The organism is Methylobacterium variabile (assembly GCF_001043975.1).
GTDB lineage: Bacteria > Pseudomonadota > Alphaproteobacteria > Rhizobiales > Beijerinckiaceae > Methylobacterium > Methylobacterium variabile.
In genome coordinates this window covers 21,891-37,556 of sequence record NZ_LABY01000046.1, presented here as the reverse complement: position 1 = coordinate 37,556, position 15,666 = coordinate 21,891, and the positions used below count along the sequence as shown (strand labels likewise).

Genomic DNA, 15,666 nt, shown 5'->3' with positions numbered 1-15,666 from the left:
GCCCCGGAATGACGCGGTGGGTGTGACGGTGCTCGCAACCATTCGGGGAACGGGTCGGGGCTACCCGACCAACGCCAGCAGCTCCCCAATCCCCTCCGCCCGGTCGATCCCCGCCACCGCCCGGACGATCGCCTCGCTCCGTTCCGCCCCCCAGACCGGCCCGGCGAGCGCCCGGAACTTCTCCCGCACGTCGTCGTCCGAGTACGGGTCCTCGGTGTCGCCGCGGTTGGTGAGCGCCTGGGCCGACAGCTTGCGGCCGTCGGCCAGCGTCAGGGTGACCTTGGCCGGGCGCAGGCCCGGCAGCTGCGCGGTCATGGTGGGGTCCTCCTGCACCATCACCCGGCGGGCGAGCGCCAGGATGCGGCGGTCGGACCGGGCCTCGTCGCGGAAGGCGTCGGTGTCGGCCGCGCCCCGCACCAGGGCGGCCGCGAGGGCGAAGGGCAGGGAGAACTTCGCCGCCAGCATCGTCTCGGGCGCCGGGTGGTCGAGCTGCGCCGCCCAGACATAGGTCGCGACCTCGACCGAGCGCACCGAGTCCGGGTCGAGCGGGCCGGCCTCGGCGCGGATCTGCGCCAGGGCGTCGAGGGCGCCGTGGGTGTAGCGGCAGGCGGCGTGGCGCTTGAAGTAGTTGCGGGCGATCTCCCAGCGCACCCCGAGGTCCTCGGTCATCGCCTCGGGCGAGAAGTCGTCCGCTAGGATGCCGCCATAGACCGTGCCGATCCCGTCGCGCTCGGGCAGGAAGCCGCTCTCTGCGAGGTCCCAGGCGGTGAGCCCGAGCTGGTTTGAGAAGCCGGCGTAGGTGTTGCGCACCGTCGCCCCCTCCAGCATCGTGCGCCGGCTGGTGCTCAAGCCCAGGGACGAGGCGAGCCCGATCGCCCGGCCGATCCCGGCGGCGTCGGCACGAAAGAGCTTCGCGACGGCGAGCGCCGCGCCCACCGTGCCCCAGGTGCCGTGCGGGTGCATCGTCACGCGCAGGCGCGAGGCGATGCCGATCCGCGCGCCGATCTCGTAGCCGAGGACGAGCGCCGCGATCAGGTCGGCGCCGGATGCGCCGACGTCCTGCGCGGCTGCCAGCGCCGCCGGCACGACGTGGATCGCCGGGTGGCCGCGGGCGTACTGGTTGCCCTCGTCGAGCTCGAGCGTGGTGCCGGCGGCGCCGTTGACGAGGGCGGCGTCGCGGGGATCGAGCGACAGGCCGCTGCCGATCGCCGGGGCCGGGCCCTGGCGGCGGGCGGCGAGGCGCTCGGCCAGCGCCCGGCATTCCGGCTCGCGCATCCCGGCGGCGATGACGCCGAGGCAATCGAGGAGGACGAGGCGGGCGCGGTCGACCGCCGCGTCCGGGATGTCGGCGGGGGCGAGGCCCGCCGCGAAGGCGGTCCAGCGGCCGAGCCAGGCCGGGGCGGGCTCGGCCAGCAGCGTGGTGGCCGGGACGATGCCGGGGGTGACGATGCCCATGGCTTACAGCCCCAGATAGGCCCGGCGCAGGGCCGGGTCGGCGGCGAGGGTCGCGGCGTCGCCTTCGAGTGCGACGGTGCCGTTCTCCAGGATGTAGGCGCGGGTCGCGAGATCGAGCGACTGCACCACGTTCTGCTCCACCAGCATGATCGGCAGTCCTTGCCTGTTGAGGGTGCGCACGAGGGCGAACATCTCCTCGACGAGGAGCGGCGAGAGCCCGAGCGAGGGCTCGTCGAGGATGAGGAGGCGGGGCTCGGCCATCAGGCCGCGGCCGATCGCGAGCATCTGCTGCTCGCCGCCGGAGAGGGTGCCGGCGGCCTGGCTGGCGCGCTCGCGCAGGCGCGGGAAGGTGGAGAAGACGCGATCGAGATTCTGGGCTCGCCGCGCCCGGCCGCGGCGATAGCTGCCGAGCACGAGGTTCTCGCGCACGCTGAGGTTCGGGAAGATCTTGCGGCCTTCCGGCACGTGGATCAGCCCGGCCTCGACGATGGAAGCGGCCGACGCCTTCGCGATCGGCCGGCCGTCGAAGCGGATCTCGCCGGCGCGCGCCGGCACGACCCCGGACAGGACCTTGTTGAGCGTCGTCTTGCCGACGCCGTTGGCGCCGAGCACCGCGACGACCTCGCCCTCGCGCACCGCGAGGTCGATGCCGCGCAGCACCTCGGTGGCGCCGTAGCCGGCGCGCAGGCCCGAGATCTCAAGCATGCGCGACCTCGTCACTGGTGGAGCCTTGCGCCGTCATGCGGGCGGCCGCGCCCTTGCCGAGATAGGCCTCGATGACCTGCGGATCGGCGCAGACCTGGCGCGGCGGCCCCGACGCCACCATCCGGCCCTCGGCGAGGACGTAGACCTCCTCGCACAGGGTCATCACCGCCTGCATGATGTGCTCGATCATCAGGATGGTGACGCCGCCGTCGCGGATCGCCCGCACCACCGGCAGGATGTCGCGGATCTCCGACGGGTTGAGCCCGGCCAGCACCTCGTCGAGGAGGAGGAGGCGGGGCTCGGTGGCGAGGGCCCGGGCCACCTCCAGGCGCTTGCGCCCGGCGACGGTGAGGTCGGCGGCCGGCTTGTCGAGCTGGTCGCCCAGGCCCACCCGGGTCCCGACCTCGCGGGCCTTGGCGACGGCGTCCGCGCGGCGCGGGTGGCGCAGGTAGGCGCCGACGGCGATGTTCTCGGCCACCGTCAGCCCGGCGAAGGGCTGCACGATCTGGAACGTGCGGGCGATGCCGCGGCGCGCCCGCAGATGCGGCGCCTCCCCGGTCACGTCCTGCCCCTCGAACAGCACCCGGCCCTCGCTCGGGGCGAGGAAGCCCGAGATCATGCCGAACAGGGTGGTCTTGCCGGCGCCGTTCGGGCCGATGAGCCCGGTGATCGAGCCGGCCGGGACGGTGAGCGAGGCCTGGTTGACCGCGACGAGGCCCTGGAAGCGCTTGGTGAGGGAATCGACGGCGAGCATCGGTCAGGCTCCCGCCGCGGCGCGCCGGCGGCGCGCGACGCGCAGCCCGAGGAGGCCCTGCGGCGCGAAGGCGATGACGGCGATCAGGCAGGCCCCGAACACCACGAGATCGACCCCCGGGATGCCGCCGGCGAGGTGCTTGGTGACCTCGCCGAGACCCTGAAGCGCCAGCGCCCCGACGAGGGGCCCGAAGGCGGTGCCGATGCCGCCGACGATCGGGGCGAGCAGCGCCTCGACGGAGATCCAGGTGCCGTAGGCCACGCCCGCGTCGAGGTAGAGGAAGTACTGCACGTAGAGCCCGCCCGCCGCCGCGGTGATCGCCGCCGAGAGCGCGATGGCGCGCAGCTTCACCGAGAGGGCGTCGACCCCGAGCGCGCGGGCCGCCTCCTCGTTCTCGCGCACCGCGATCAGGTGGGCGCCGAAGCGCGAGCGCTCGAGCCAGCGCGAGGCGAGGAGCGCCAGGCCGACGAAGGCGAGGACGAGGAGGTAGAAGACGCGCCGGTCGGAGAATTGCAGCGTCGCGAAGCCCGGCTGGAGCTTCAGGAGCAGGCCGGCCGCACCGCCGGTGATGTCGGCGGTGTTGGCGAGGATGCGGAACACCTCGGCGAAGGCCAGCGTCACGAGGGCGAAGTACGAGCCGCGCAGGCCGGCCCGGAAGCTCAGGTAGCCGATGGCGAGGCCCACCAGCGTGCCGAGCCCGATCCCGGCGGCGAGCGCGCCCCAGGCATTCCAGCCGAACTTCAGCTGCAGCACCGCGGTGGCGTAGGCGCCGGTGCCGAAGAAGGCGGCGTGGCCGAAGGAGTACTGGCCGCCGAAGCCGCCGAGCACGTTCCAGCCGAGGCCGGCGAGCGCGATGATCAGCGTGGTGACGAGGAAGTTGAGGACGCTGCCGGAGAGCCCGAGGAAGGGCAGGGCGGCGAGGAGCGCCAGGGCGATCCCGAGGGGGAGGAGGTCGCGGGCGTTCATGCGCGGGCTCCGAACAGGCCGGTCGGGCGCACCAGCAGCACCAGGATGAAGATCAGGAAGATGCCGATCTGGCCGAGGCTGTCGCCCAGCAGCAGGCCCGAGAAGCTCTCGACCACGCCGATGACGAGGCCGCCGACGAGCGCGCCGGCGATCGACCCCATGCCGCCGAGCACCACGATGGTGAAGGCGACGAGCACGAAGGCGGCGCCCGAGCGCGGGTTGACGTAGTAGGTCGGCATCAGGAGGCAGGCGGCGACGGCGAGGCAGGCGCAGCCGAGCCCGAAGGTGACGGCGTAGACGTGGTCGACCTCGATGCCGACGAGGCGCGCGCCGAGCTTCTCCCGCGCCACCGCCCGGATCGCCCGGCCGGTATCGGTGCGCTCGAGGAGGAGCCAGAGCAGCCCGGTGACCGCGAGGGCCGCCACGAAGCCGATCAGCCGCGGCGTCGAGAGGAGCAGGGGACCGAGCTCCACCACCTGGAGGGCGGCGTCCGAATCGAGCGCCCGCGTGTCGGAGCGAAACAGCGCGAGCAGCGCGTTCTCGAGCACGATCGACAGGCCGAGGGTGACGAGCAGCACGTTGTTGTCGCTGCCGTGGCTCGCGGGCCCGATGACGAAGCGCTGGAGCGCGTAGCCGGCGCCGAACATCAGCGGCACGATCCCGAGCATCGCCAGGTAGGGATCGACGTGGAACAGCGCGAAGGCGCCCCAGACCGCGAACATCGCGACGGTGAGGAGCGCCCCGTGCGCGAAGTTGATGATGTGCAGCACCCCGTAGACCAGGGTCAGCCCGAGGGCGATGAGGGCGTAGACCGCCCCCGTCATCAGGCCGTTGAGGGCCGCCTCGATCAGGATCTGGGGCGCGTACATGGTCACGCCTTCAGGGGGAAGTTCGCCTTGGCCTCGGCGAAGGCCTCCGGCGCGATCACCTTGACGTCGCCGCCCTGCACTTGCGTGTTGAGCGGCACGGCGCTGGTGTTCTGGCCGTTCGCGAACTTCGACTGGCCGTAGGGCATCACGCCGCTGGCAAGGCTCTGGGTCGACAGGGCCTCGATGATCTTGAGGCGGTCGGGCGCGCCGGCCTTCTCGATCGCCTCGGCCATCAGCCGCACGGCGGAGTAGTTCATCGGCACGTTGTAGGCGAAGGCGCGGCCCGTCGCCTCGGTGCGGCGGCGCAGGTCGGCGGTCAGCGGGTTCTTCGGGTCGGGCCAGTGGTTGCAGTCCATCACGCCCTCGGCGGCCTGCGGGAACTCCTTCACGAAGCGCAGGGAGGAGGCGCCGCCGCCGAGGATCGCGTAGATCCCCTTCGGCCGGACGCGCTGCTGGAGCAGCGTGCGGGCGAGGAGCACGAACTCGCCGTAGTAGTTCGACGGGATGACGAGGTCGGGCTGGAGCGAGCGGATGCGCAGCACGACGTTCGCCATGTCGCGGGCCGGGCTCGGATGCGAGACGGTCTCGAGGATCTCGAAGCCGAGCTTCGGCAGCTCCGCCTGGAGCAACTTGGCGAGGCCGGAGCCGAACAGGCCGTCCTCGTGCACGATCACCACCGTGCGGGCCGGCTTTCCGGCGCCGTCGTTCAGCGCCACGAGGCGCTCCAGCGCGCTCTTCGTCACCATGCCGAAGCTCGGCGAGAACCGGAAGGTGTTCTTGAGGCCGCGCTGCGTCAGCTGGTCGGCGACGCCGACGTCGATCAGGTAGGGCAGGTCGTAGCGCGACGCCGCCTGGCTCGCGGTGGCGCAGAGCCCGCTGGCGAAGCCGCCGACGATCGCCGCGACGCCCTCGCCGTTGAGGCGCTCGGTCTCCTGGGCCGCCGTCTCGGGGTTGGAGCGGCTGTCGGCGAAGACGAGCTCGAGCTTGGCGCCGCCTAAGCCTTTCAGGCCGCCGGCCGCGTTGATGTCCTGCACCGCGAGTTCGGCGCCGAGCTTGCCGAGGTCGCCGTCGTTGGCCAGCGCCCCCGTCACCGGCTGGATGATGCCGAGCTTCACCGCCGAGCCCTGCGCCCGCAGGACCGCGGGCATCGCCACCAGGGACGTCGCGGCGAGGCCGTTGCGCAGGACGGCGCGGCGGGACGGAGAGAGGGTCGGGATCACGGCGCGGGTCTCCTGTGGGCGGCGGGACGGGACTTGATCTCGGCCTTGACCGGGCGGGGGACCGCCGGGGTCCAGCGCCGCTCCCCGGCGTCGCCGGTGCGGACGAGATCCATCTGGAAGGCGTAGCGGTCCGGCCGGTAGAGGGCGTGCAGGTGCTCGACGCCGCGGCCGGAGGGATCGAACACCACCCGGGTCAGGTCGATCAGGGCCGAGCCGACCTCGAGGTCGAGGGCCTGCGCCACCTCGGGACCCGCCAGGGTCGCGCCGATCGCCTGGGTGGCCCGGTCGGCGGTGACGCCGGAGCGCTCCATCAGGGACAGCAGCGGCGTCGCCGCGAGGTCCGCCTCCGAGTAGGACAGGCCGACCCGCTCGGGGACGTGGGTGGTGAGGTAGGAGAAGGGCTGTCCGTCGATCAGCCGGACCCGGACCGAGCGCTGCACCCGCTCGCCGGGCTCGAGCAGCAGCGCCTCGGCGATCGGCGTCGGGGCCGCGACGTACTCGAACGACAGGATCCGCACGCCCGTGGCCCGCCCCATGGCGATCAGCCCCGAGAGCAGGTTCGGCAGGTCGCCGACCACGGGTCGGGCGCCCGCCGGCCCCTGCACGAAGGTGCCCGACCCCGCGCGCCGGCGCACCAGCCCCTCGCTCGCCAGCAGGTCGAGGGCGCGCCGCACCGTCACCCGCGCCAGCCCGTGCTCGGCGGCGAGCACCGGCTCGCCCGGCAGGCGCGCGCCGGGCGGCAGCCGGCCGCTGGAGATCTGGTCGCGCAGCAGCAGGTAGAGCCGGCGCGCCTTGTGGGGCTCGATCGCGGAGGTCACGGGGCCATCCCTGGCTCGTGGCTTGCATGAGCCGCCCGCGAGGAATCGACGGGCGCTCACCTGTCCGATTATGCAGACAGCTTGCTGTCCGTCAATTGGGACAGGTATGGGATGGGCACAGGAGTTTTCCGGCGCCGCGCGGGGGCGGGCGCCGGGGCCGGGCGAGTGCGGGTCTCATTCCCTCCATGGTCAGTCGGGGCTCAGGCGGCCCCGGGATGGTCCTTGCGCGGCGCGGGAGCGATCGGCGGCTCCGCTCCCGTCCGCAGCCAGGAGTTTCACCGCTGCGGCACGACCTGCCGCGACAGCGCGTAGAGCCGGTGGCCGAAGGACCAGGTGCGCAGGAAGCGCTTGGCGTAGCGCACGGGGTCGTCGGCGAGGCGGCAGTGCCGGCGCAGGATGTCCCGGGCCGCCTCCGGGTCGCCGAAATCCAGGAGCTGGCGGGCGTATTCGAGCATCAGGAAGTTGCGGTAGCGGCCGGCGGAACGGACCAGACGGGACGGGACGGCGCCGTGGCGCAGGAGGGCCGTCAGCGTCCGGTCGAAGGGCGGCGGCAGCGGCCGCTTGCGCAGCTGGTGGGCCAGCACGCTGGTCGGATGACCGTCGCGGTAGACGGCGGTCGGCTCCGCCACGTAGCGGAAGGCGCCCTCGAGGGCGAGGCGGCAGAAGGTGTCGGTGTCGCCACCCATCGTGGCGCCCAGGGGGAACAGGCCGGCCCGCCGCAGGGCGGCCCGCTCGATCATCACCGCGCTCGGATGCACGGCGTAGGGGTAGTTCGCGAGCGCGAAGGCGAAGAAGTCGTCGGTGCGCTGAGCCGGCACGTGCGCCGGCAGCACCGGCGCGGCGCGGCTGGCGAGCAGGTAGTTGCTGAACACCAGGACCGCGTCGCCCTGGACGGCGGCGGCCACGAGGTTCTCGAGGTGGCGGCCGGCCCAGAGGTCGTCGGCGTCCAGGAAGGCGATCCAGTCGGTCCGGGCCTCGGCGATGCCGCGGTTGCGGGCCGCCGCCTCGCCTCCGTTGGGCTGGCGCACCACGCGGATGCGCCGGTCGGAGAAGGCCGCCACGATGTCGCCGCCGCCATCGGTCGAGCCGTCGTCGACGACGATCAGCTCGAAATGGGCGTAGGTCTGGCGGAGCACCGCCTCGACGGTCTCGGCGATCACGTCCGCCTTCTGGTAGAGCGGGATCACGACGGAGATGAGCGGCAGCACGGTCGGCCTCCCGGGTCGGCGCGCCGGGGCCGCGCCGCATCGCGTCCCTGCTTATCAAACCGGTGCGCGCGCCGGATCCGCCCCTTCCGGCGCTGGCGCCTCCGGCCCTGGGGGCTGTAGCCTACGGCTATCGGCGGAGGGCGTCCCTGGCCGAAGGCGGCGCTTTTGCGGTCGGGAGCCTCCGCTAGCCTGACGGCTGCAGGAGGCGTCTCGCGATGACAGAAGCGTTCCGGGCGGGAGCGGGCGCCGGCGGCGACCCGGAGGAGCGGCGCCTGCGGGCGGCGCTGGCGCGCAACCTCGTGGATTTCCGCCACCTCCTCGCCCGGGCGCGCCGCGCGGCGGCGGAGGGACGGGACGAGCGGGCGGCCGTCCTGTGCGAGGCGGCGGCGGCCTTCGCGATGGCCAACCATTGCGGCCTGTTCTCCAGCCCCGAACTCGAGCGGCTGGTGACGACCCTGGGCCGGCGCCTCGAGCGCCCGGCGGCGCCGCACGGGCCGCCGCGCCCCGAACCCACCGAGGTCCTGCACGTCTGCACCGAGGCGGGCGCGGTCGGCGGCAGCACCCGCATGGCCTGGCGCTGGATCGCGCAGGACCGCGGGCGGCGGCACTCCGTGGCACTCACCCGCCAGGACGGCGCGCCACTCCCGGCGCCCCTGGTCGCGGCGGTGCTGGCGAGCGGCGGCGCGATCCACCGCCTCGACGGGGCGGGCCTGCTGGCCCGGGCCCGGCAGCTCGCGGCGCTCGGCCGGGAGGCGGACGTGGCGGTGCTGCACACCGAGCAGGACGCCGTGCCGCTCCTCGCCTTCGCCGATCCGGCCCGCTCGCCGCCGATCCTGTTCGTCGATCACGGCGACCACAAGTTCCGGCTCGGCCTCTCGGCGGCCACCGCGGTGGCGAGCATGCGCGAATCCGGCCAGCGCCTCGCCCGCCGCCGGCGCGACGTCGACCCGGCCCGCAACCCCCTGCTGCCGACCCTGCTCGAGGAGGCGCCGGAGGTCGGCCCGCAGATCGAGGCGCGCCGGGCCCTCGGCCTCCCGGCCGGGGCGCGGATCCTCCTGAGCATCGCCCGTGGCGCGAAGTTCGGAGCGCCCGGCGGGCCGAACTTCGCCGAGCTGCACCGGCCGGTGCTGGAGGCCGATCCGGAGGCGATCCTGGTGGTGGTCGGCGCGGGCCCGAGGCCCGACTGGCAGGACGCCGTGCGGCGGACCGGGGGACGGATCGTCGCCCTCGACGAGCGGCCCGACACCGGCCTGTTCTACGACGCGGCCGACATCTACGTCGACTCGTTCCCCTTCGTGTCGATCACCTCCCTGCTCGAGGCCGGGAGCCGGGGCCTGCCCCTGGTGAGCTGCTTTCCGCACGCGCCCGAGGCCGAGATCTTCGGGGCCGACATGCCCGGGCTGACCGGCTGCCTGCGGCGGGCCGGCAACTGGCCCGAGTACCACGCGATCCTAGGCAGCCTGCTGGCGGACGGGGCGGAGCGGCGCGCCCTCGGGCTGCGCACCCGGGCCTCGATCGCCGCCGCCCACACGGGACAGGGGTGGCAGACGGCCCTGGAGCACGCCTACGCCGTCGCGGCGCGGGAGCACGGCCCGTTCCGGGCGCCCCGGCCCGACGACGCGCCGGCCTTCGATCCGGTCGACCTGGTCGTGCCGCAGGTCTGCCTCCAGGGCCACGCTCCGGAGCAGGCGATCGCCCAGCAGCTGCGGATCTATCCCCTGACGGCCCGGCTGCGGCTGTGGCTGGCGCTCGCGGGAGCGGCCGGGGCATCGTCGGGATGCGGGGCCCGGCTCGCGCGCAGCACGCTGGCGTGCTTCCTGCCCCCGGCCGCCCTGGCGCGGCTGCGGCGGCTGACCGCCCGGCGCCGGCGGGCCGAAGCCTGAGGGGGAATGATATTTAGGCACCAGCGGCCGGTATCAAGGTGCCGTCCTGGGCGGACGGGACGCTCAGGCAAGAGAATGAGACATCCGGGCGTTTCCCGCATTCCGCATCCGTGTTTGTCCTTAGGCCCTTGTCCTCCTTCCCGGCTCACGGACGATGTCGAAGAAAATGTCCCTTCCGATTCCGGCTTGGCTGCGCCGCCGCGGGTACTCGCGGCGCACGAAGCTCGCGGTCGCCGGTGCCTGCGAACGCACGGCCCGCCGCCGGGCCGACGCGGCGGAGTCGGAGAGCCGGTGCCAGATCATCGCGTTCCCGGCCCGGCCGCTGGCCATGGCCCGGCTGGCGCTGGCCGAGGCCGCGCAGGCCAGGACCTCCCTGGCCCTGGAGGCCTGAGGCCGGGATCCGGCGCCGCCTCAGCGGCCCGGATGCACGAACAGGCTGTCGAACTCGCCGGGCTCGTAGTCGCGGCCGGTGATATCGGTGATGACGACGCGCTCGTGGCCATCCGCCGCGAGTTCGTCGGCCTTCTCCAGCGCTGCCTCGGGCGAGGTACGCTGGTACGAGAGGTGCCCGTCCGGGGTGTGGGCCGTCACGACGAGATGCATGGGTCTCCCTGTTTATGCGCGAAGGCATACTACAGGAACATGCCTGCCGGGGCGAGTCGGGCCGCCCGCCCGCTCCTGCCCCGTGGTCACGGTGAGGCCGCACTCCGGCCCTATCACCGCCGCCGCCGCTCCCTGGAGACTTCCCGATGCCCGTCGTGCTCGCCGCCGCCTCGTGCCTCGCCCTCGGGATCGCCCTGGTGGTGCTCCTCGGGCTGAGCGCCTGACCGGAGGCCTTTCGCTCCAGGCGGATCCGCGCGGGCAGGCCGACGCCGTGTCCGCTCAGAGCAGCGCCCGTGCGGCCTGCGCCACCTTGCGGATCGAGGCGTCGACCTCGCCGGCCGATCCGGTGATCCGCTCCATGCTCCGGCGCATCGACGCGACGCTGTGGGCGGCGTCCTGCATGTTGACCGACATGTCGCGGGTCACCGCGGCCTGCTGGGTGATGGCGGAGGACACCCCGACGGAGATCTCGCTGACGTAGCCGATCGCCGCGACGATCGCCTCGATCGCGGTGACCGCCTCGGAGGTCGCGCCCTGCACGGCGTTGATCTGCGTGCCGATCTCCTGGGTGGCCCGGGCCGACTGGCCGGCGAGGGCCTTGACCTCGGCGGCGACGACCGCGAACCCCTTGCCGGCGGCGCCGGCGCGGGCGGCCTCGATGGTGGCGTTGAGCGCGAGCAGGTTGGTCTGGTCGGCGATCGAGCGGATCAGCGACACCGCCTCCCCGATCCGGTCGGCCGCCTGGGTCAGGCTCGCGACGATGCTGCCGGCGTCCTGGGCCTTGCGCACCGCCTCGTCGGAGGCCTGGCGGGCCTCCGAGGCGTGGCGGCCGAGCTCGGCGATCGAGGCGGCGAACTCCTCCGTGCCGGCGGCGACCGCCTCGACGTTGCCGGAGGTCTGGACCGTCTGCTCGGTGGTGGCGCGGGCCTGGCCCGACACCTCGGAGACCGCCACCGTGATCGCCGCGATGTCCGCCTCGATGGCGCGCTGGCCGGCGGCACGACGCTCGCGGTCGAGCACCCGCTGCGTGATGTCGGTGGCGAACTTCACCACCGCGCAGGGCTTGCCCTCGGCGTCGAGCACCGGGTTGTAGGCGCCGAAGATCCACACGTCGCGGCCGCCCTTGGCGACGCGATGGAACTCGCCGGCCCGGTAGCCGCCCGCCGCCAGACCTTGCCAGAACGCGGCGTACTCGGCGCTTCCCCGCTCGGCCTCAGGGACGAAGAGGCTGTGGTGGCGTCCCACCACCTCGTCGCGGGTGTAGCCCATCACCGCGAGGAAGTTCGGGTTGGCCTCTGTGATCCGGCCGTCCGGGGTGAAGTGGACCACCGCCTGCGAACGGTCGAGGGCCGCGATCTGCCCCTCGTTGTAGGCGTCGCGCTCCTTGCGCGCGGTGATGTCGGAGGCGAGCTTCACGATCCGCACCGGCTGGCCGCGCCGGTCGAGCACCGGGTTGTAGGTGGCCTGGATCCAGACGACCCGTCCGCCCTTGCCGATCCGGCGGAATTCCCGGGCCTCGAACCGGCCCTGGCGCAGGTTCTCCCAGAAGGCGGTGTAATCCGCGCCCTCGCGTTCGGCCGGCGGCACCAGCATGCTGTGATGGCGGCCCCGGATCTCGTCGAGGGTGTAGCCGATCACGTCGAGGAAACAGGCATTCGCGTCCAGGATCGTCCCGGTGAGGTCGAACTCGATCCGGCCTTGGGATCGGTCCACGGCCGCGAGCAGCGCGGCGCGATTCGAGTGGAGGAGGGACACGGTTGCAGCCTCTTGCGGCGTCTGCTCGCACGATGCCGTGAGAAGATTAGGGAAAAATGAAGAGTTAGACCCTTCCTCGGACAACATCGAATATGAATATATACCTAGAGTAAGCTAGATAATATTAAAGAGCACCGCGGCTGCCCGAATGCCGGCGCGAACGGACCTTGAGCAAGACCGAAACTGCTTCCTTGCTGTCGCGGCAGCGCGCCGAGTTCGGGCAGCGACTAGCCGCACAATCGGATCGGCGCCCATGCGCGACCGGCACGCTGGAACACTTGAGCCGGACGCGAGGTCCATCCTGACCTTGCAGCAGGCCCGCCCGCCGGCGGGGCCTGAGGCGGGCGATTATTTCGCGGCCGATGGAAAACTGGGATCGGCTCCGGCGGGCCCGGGATCCTTCCGGCCCGGCGGCCGAAGCCGCCGGAACCGCGCCTGCCGGCGCTCTCAGCCCTTCCGCTGGGCCTTGACGTAGCTCGCGATCGCCGCCTGGCAGTTCGGCGACAGCTTGGCCTTGTTCTGGCGGAAGCAGGCCTGCACCTCCGGCCCGTCCGGCGCGAGGTTGCCGCAATAGGTCAGGTAATCGCCGGTGCAGTACTGCTTGAGCACCGCGCGGTCGGCCACGACCGGCTCGGCGAGGGCGGCGCCCGTCGTCAGGACGAGGATGAGGGTGGAGCGCAGGAGCAAGATGTTCCTCCAAGAGAGAGCGGGTTCGGGCAGGCACGTGCCAGAGAACTCTGGCCGCATTGGGTTGCCTCGGCCGTTCGGCGGCCTCGGCGACCCGGGGGACGAAAGCATGATCCTGTTAGGAAAATCCTGCAATCGCGACGGGCGATAGCCTCGCCGGCCCCGTCCGGCGCGGCCCTCGACTACGTCTCGACTGAGCCGGCCCGGACCTCCGCGCCGTGCGCGCTCGCGATCGCGGATGTCCGGGCAGCCGGGGCCGCGTCGGCGTCGCGGACGCGCTCAGAGACGACTGACGCGCACCCGGGCGACGCCCGACATGCCGATCGCCCGAGCCGAGGCCTGGGACAGGTCGATCACGCGGCCGCCGACATAGGGCCCGCGGTCGTTGATGCGCACCACCACCGAGCGGCCGTTCGCCGTGTTGGTGACCCGCACCCGCGTGCCGAAGGGGAGGCGGCGATGCGCCGCCGTGAAGGCGTGCGTGTTGAAGCGCTCGCCATTCGCAGTGCGCCGGCCCTGAAATCCGGGGCCGTACCAAGAGGCGCCGCCGGACTGGGCTTCGGCGGGCGTGCTGGCTTGTAGCGTCACACCGACGGCACCCGCCGCCACGAGACCAATGATCGCCAGCTTTGCCTTCGAAACCATTTCGCATTCCCGTTTTGTTGCTTTGACGCGGTGCAACATAAAACGGAACAAGGCGACATTATGGAACAGTGAAAATCGAGATCTTCTCGCGTATCTTCGGCGATGTTTGTTTCACGTCTGGGCGGCATTTACATTCGTTAACTGATTTCGCAGGTCGAGCCGCGCGGCGCACCGGCGCCACGGTGCGGCCAAGGTTCCGCGGCTGCGCCGGGTCACGAGGCCCGCGCCGACTCCCGCAGGGCGATGCGGATCAGGTCGGCGAGGGTGCGGGCGCCGAGCTTGCGGCGCATCTGCGTGCAGGCATTGGCGATGGTCTTGTAGCTCAGGCCGAGCTCCTCGGCGATCGCCCCGTGGGAGCGGCCTGCGCCGAGGCGCTCGAGGATCTGCCGCTCGCGCGGGGTGAGGGGAGCGACGGCCGGCGCCTCGCGCCGCAACCAGGTGACCTCGACGGCGAGGGAGGGCGCGACGTAGGTGCCGCCGTCGCGGACCCGCTCGAAGGCGAGGTGCAGCTCCGCCGAGGCGGTGTCCTTCAGGACGTAGCCGGCCGCGCCGCTCTCGAAGGCGCGGGCGACGATCTCCGGATCGTCGTGCATGCTGAAGACCAGGATCCGGGTCCGCGGCGCCACCGTCCGGATGCGCCGGATCAGGGCGAGGCCGCTCAGGGACGCGCCCTGGAAGGTGAGGTCGGCCACCACGATCTCGGGCCGGTGGCGGCGGAAGCAGCGGTAGCCGGCGGCGATGCCGGTGGCCTCGTGCACCGTCCCGACGCCGGCATCCTCCAGCACCCGGCGGCAGCCCTGCAGCACGATCGGATGGTCGTCGACGACGAGCACGTTCACGGGGCGTCCCCTCCGGCTCGGGCCCGCGGCGGAACTCCGCGGGCCCGGATCACCTCAGTTCGTCGGCTGGCCGGCCGACACCCTGGCGGTCCAGTCGTCGAAGGGCACGATGGTCTGGCGCTGCTCGCCCAGACCCTCGATGCCGAGGGTGACGACCTCCCCGGCCTTGAGGAAGCGGGCCGGCTTCATGCCCATGCCGACGCCCGGGGGCGTGCCGGTGGTGATGACGTCGCCGGGTTCCAGCAGCATGAAGTGCGAGAGGTACGAGACGATCTGCCGGCAGTCGAAGATCATCGTGCGGGTCGAGCCGGTCTGCATCCGCACGCCGTCGACGTCGAGCCACATGCCGAGGTTCTGCACGTCCGCGATCTCGTCCGGGGTGACGAGCCACGGCCCGAGGGGGCCGAAGGTCGGGCAGCCCTTGCCCTTGGTCCAGGTCCCGCCGCGCTCGAGCTGGAACTCGCGCTCGGAGACGTCGTGGCAGACGCAGTAGCCGGCGACGTAGTCGAGGGCCTCGTTGGCGTGGACGTAGGACGCGCGCTTGCCGATCACGATGGCGAGCTCGACCTCCCAGTCGGTCTTGGCCGAGCCTTTGGGCAGGATCACGTCGTCGTTCGGGCCGACGATGCAGGAGGGCGCCTTGTTGAAGATGATCGGCTCGGACGGAATCGGCGAGCCGGTCTCGGCGGCGTGGTCGGCGTAGTTGAGGCCGATGGCGATGAAGTTGCGCACATGGCCGACGCAGGGGCCGAGCCGGGTCCCGGCCGGAACCTGCGGCAGGGTGGCGGGATCGATCAGGCGCAAGTTCTCGAGGCTGTCGGCGGCGAGGAACGGGCCGGCGATGTCGCGGATCACGCCCGACAGATCGCGGATCGCGCCGCCCTGGTCCACGAGGCCCGGTTTCTCCGCCCCGCTCTCGCCCCAGCGCACAAGCTTCATTGGTCGTCTCCCAGAAATCCACGCGGGGCGGGACATTGGCGCCCGCGCGGTGCCGCCGCAAGCCGGCACGCGCGCGGGCGGGGCGCAACGCCCGTTGCAGTTTCGTCACATTCTGGGCGAAAGCGTGTCGGCGCCGTCGGAGGCAAGCCGCAGCGGCAACTGCGACTATGCACGCCTATGCATCGATCGGGCCGGGATCATTCCCGGACACGTCCCGATATACACGCATCGGTCGATCGATGACCTGTCGCGATCGGACTCGGCGGCGGCGAGCCGGCGCCGCGGCGGGATTGCGTCGCGGCTGCCCGCTGCCGCATCAT

At 72.6% G+C, this 15,666-nt stretch carries 16 protein-coding genes; 2 read left to right on the top strand and 14 right to left on the bottom strand.

What is annotated here, in order from left to right; translation table 11 throughout:
* Window positions 1-60 precede the first annotated feature (60 nt).
* From VQ02_RS07610 to VQ02_RS34655, 8 genes are all read right to left on the bottom strand, one after another.
* Window positions 61-1,455, bottom strand: coding sequence for an MmgE/PrpD family protein (locus tag VQ02_RS07610; RefSeq protein WP_048443572.1), 1,395 nt, complete (start codon window positions 1,453-1,455; stop codon window positions 61-63).
* Between the two features lie 3 nt (window positions 1,456-1,458).
* On the bottom strand, window positions 1,459-2,160 hold the full coding sequence (locus VQ02_RS07605; RefSeq protein ID WP_048443571.1) for an ABC transporter ATP-binding protein: 702 nt from the start codon (window positions 2,158-2,160) through the stop codon (window positions 1,459-1,461).
* Window positions 2,153-2,914, bottom strand: coding sequence for an ABC transporter ATP-binding protein (locus VQ02_RS07600; RefSeq protein ID WP_048443570.1), 762 nt, complete (start codon window positions 2,912-2,914; stop codon window positions 2,153-2,155). The genes VQ02_RS07605 and VQ02_RS07600 overlap by 8 nt, the downstream gene beginning before the upstream one ends.
* A 3-nt stretch (window positions 2,915-2,917) precedes the next feature.
* Window positions 2,918-3,880: a branched-chain amino acid ABC transporter permease gene (locus tag VQ02_RS07595; RefSeq protein WP_048443569.1), complete on the bottom strand. Its 963-nt coding sequence runs from the start codon at window positions 3,878-3,880 to the stop codon at window positions 2,918-2,920.
* A complete protein-coding gene (locus VQ02_RS07590) occupies window positions 3,877-4,749 on the bottom strand; it encodes a branched-chain amino acid ABC transporter permease (RefSeq protein ID WP_048443568.1) in 873 nt (290 codons plus the stop codon). Before VQ02_RS07590 ends, VQ02_RS07595 begins: the two co-directional genes overlap by 4 nt.
* Window positions 4,750-4,751: 2 nt before the next feature.
* A complete protein-coding gene (locus VQ02_RS07585) occupies window positions 4,752-5,969 on the bottom strand; it encodes an ABC transporter substrate-binding protein (protein ID WP_048443567.1) in 1,218 nt (405 codons plus the stop codon).
* Window positions 5,966-6,787, bottom strand: coding sequence for a GntR family transcriptional regulator (locus tag VQ02_RS07580; protein ID WP_048443566.1), 822 nt, complete (start codon window positions 6,785-6,787; stop codon window positions 5,966-5,968). The genes VQ02_RS07585 and VQ02_RS07580 overlap by 4 nt, the downstream gene beginning before the upstream one ends.
* 275 nt (window positions 6,788-7,062) lie before the next feature.
* Window positions 7,063-7,995 carry a glycosyltransferase family 2 protein gene (locus tag VQ02_RS34655; RefSeq protein ID WP_053080276.1) on the bottom strand — a complete coding sequence of 311 codons (933 nt, stop codon included), beginning with the start codon at window positions 7,993-7,995 and terminating at the stop codon, window positions 7,063-7,065.
* Window positions 7,996-8,210: 215 nt separating this feature from the next.
* Between VQ02_RS34655 and VQ02_RS07570 the strand changes: the two genes are divergently transcribed.
* Both VQ02_RS07570 and VQ02_RS07565 read left to right on the top strand, forming a co-directional pair.
* Window positions 8,211-9,878 carry a glycosyltransferase family protein gene (locus tag VQ02_RS07570; RefSeq protein ID WP_053080275.1) on the top strand — a complete coding sequence of 556 codons (1,668 nt, stop codon included), beginning with the start codon at window positions 8,211-8,213 and terminating at the stop codon, window positions 9,876-9,878.
* 166 nt (window positions 9,879-10,044) lie between these two features.
* Window positions 10,045-10,269 (top strand): hypothetical protein, encoded by a 225-nt coding sequence (locus VQ02_RS07565; protein WP_048443565.1) that lies wholly within the window; start codon window positions 10,045-10,047, stop codon window positions 10,267-10,269.
* A 20-nt stretch (window positions 10,270-10,289) separates the two neighbouring features.
* On the opposite strand, the gene VQ02_RS07560 is transcribed toward VQ02_RS07565, so the two are convergent.
* The 6 genes from VQ02_RS07560 to VQ02_RS07535 form a co-directional block, all read right to left on the bottom strand.
* Window positions 10,290-10,481 (bottom strand): hypothetical protein, encoded by a 192-nt coding sequence (locus tag VQ02_RS07560; RefSeq protein ID WP_048443564.1) that lies wholly within the window; start codon window positions 10,479-10,481, stop codon window positions 10,290-10,292.
* 279 nt (window positions 10,482-10,760) lie between these two features.
* The gene (locus tag VQ02_RS07555; protein WP_048443563.1) at window positions 10,761-12,236 is read right to left on the bottom strand and encodes a methyl-accepting chemotaxis protein; all 1,476 of its coding nucleotides are present in this window, start codon (window positions 12,234-12,236) and stop codon (window positions 10,761-10,763) included.
* Window positions 12,237-12,683: 447 nt separating this feature from the next.
* Window positions 12,684-12,923, bottom strand: coding sequence for a hypothetical protein (locus VQ02_RS07550; RefSeq protein ID WP_048443562.1), 240 nt, complete (start codon window positions 12,921-12,923; stop codon window positions 12,684-12,686).
* A gap of 279 nt (window positions 12,924-13,202) precedes the next feature.
* Complete coding sequence (locus tag VQ02_RS07545) at window positions 13,203-13,568, bottom strand: septal ring lytic transglycosylase RlpA family protein (protein ID WP_048443561.1); 366 nt, start codon at window positions 13,566-13,568, stop codon at window positions 13,203-13,205.
* Between the two features lie 212 nt (window positions 13,569-13,780).
* Window positions 13,781-14,407 (bottom strand): response regulator transcription factor, encoded by a 627-nt coding sequence (locus tag VQ02_RS07540; RefSeq protein WP_048443560.1) that lies wholly within the window; start codon window positions 14,405-14,407, stop codon window positions 13,781-13,783.
* Between the two features lie 54 nt (window positions 14,408-14,461).
* On the bottom strand, window positions 14,462-15,346 hold the full coding sequence (locus VQ02_RS07535) for a fumarylacetoacetate hydrolase family protein (RefSeq protein ID WP_048443559.1): 885 nt from the start codon (window positions 15,344-15,346) through the stop codon (window positions 14,462-14,464).
* Between the last annotated feature and the right edge of the window lie 320 nt (window positions 15,347-15,666).

What these genes read in the sequence shown, in the direction of transcription:
- VQ02_RS07565 (WP_048443565.1), top strand. Translation starts at nt 10,045, where the DNA reads ATGTCCCTTCCGATTCCGGCTTGGCTGCGCCGCCGCGGGTACTCGCGG.
- VQ02_RS07590 (WP_048443568.1), bottom strand. Translation starts at nt 4,749, where the DNA reads ATGTACGCGCCCCAGATCCTGATCGAGGCGGCCCTCAACGGCCTGATG.
- VQ02_RS07610 (WP_048443572.1), bottom strand. Translation starts at nt 1,455, where the DNA reads ATGGGCATCGTCACCCCCGGCATCGTCCCGGCCACCACGCTGCTGGCC.
- VQ02_RS07560 (WP_048443564.1), bottom strand. Translation starts at nt 10,481, where the DNA reads ATGCATCTCGTCGTGACGGCCCACACCCCGGACGGGCACCTCTCGTAC.
- VQ02_RS07570 (WP_053080275.1), top strand. Translation starts at nt 8,211, where the DNA reads ATGACAGAAGCGTTCCGGGCGGGAGCGGGCGCCGGCGGCGACCCGGAG.
- VQ02_RS07605 (WP_048443571.1), bottom strand. Translation starts at nt 2,160, where the DNA reads ATGCTTGAGATCTCGGGCCTGCGCGCCGGCTACGGCGCCACCGAGGTG.
- VQ02_RS07545 (WP_048443561.1), bottom strand. Translation starts at nt 13,568, where the DNA reads ATGGTTTCGAAGGCAAAGCTGGCGATCATTGGTCTCGTGGCGGCGGGT.
- VQ02_RS07535 (WP_048443559.1), bottom strand. Translation starts at nt 15,346, where the DNA reads ATGAAGCTTGTGCGCTGGGGCGAGAGCGGGGCGGAGAAACCGGGCCTC.
- VQ02_RS07600 (WP_048443570.1), bottom strand. Translation starts at nt 2,914, where the DNA reads ATGCTCGCCGTCGATTCCCTCACCAAGCGCTTCCAGGGCCTCGTCGCG.
- VQ02_RS07595 (WP_048443569.1), bottom strand. Translation starts at nt 3,880, where the DNA reads ATGAACGCCCGCGACCTCCTCCCCCTCGGGATCGCCCTGGCGCTCCTC.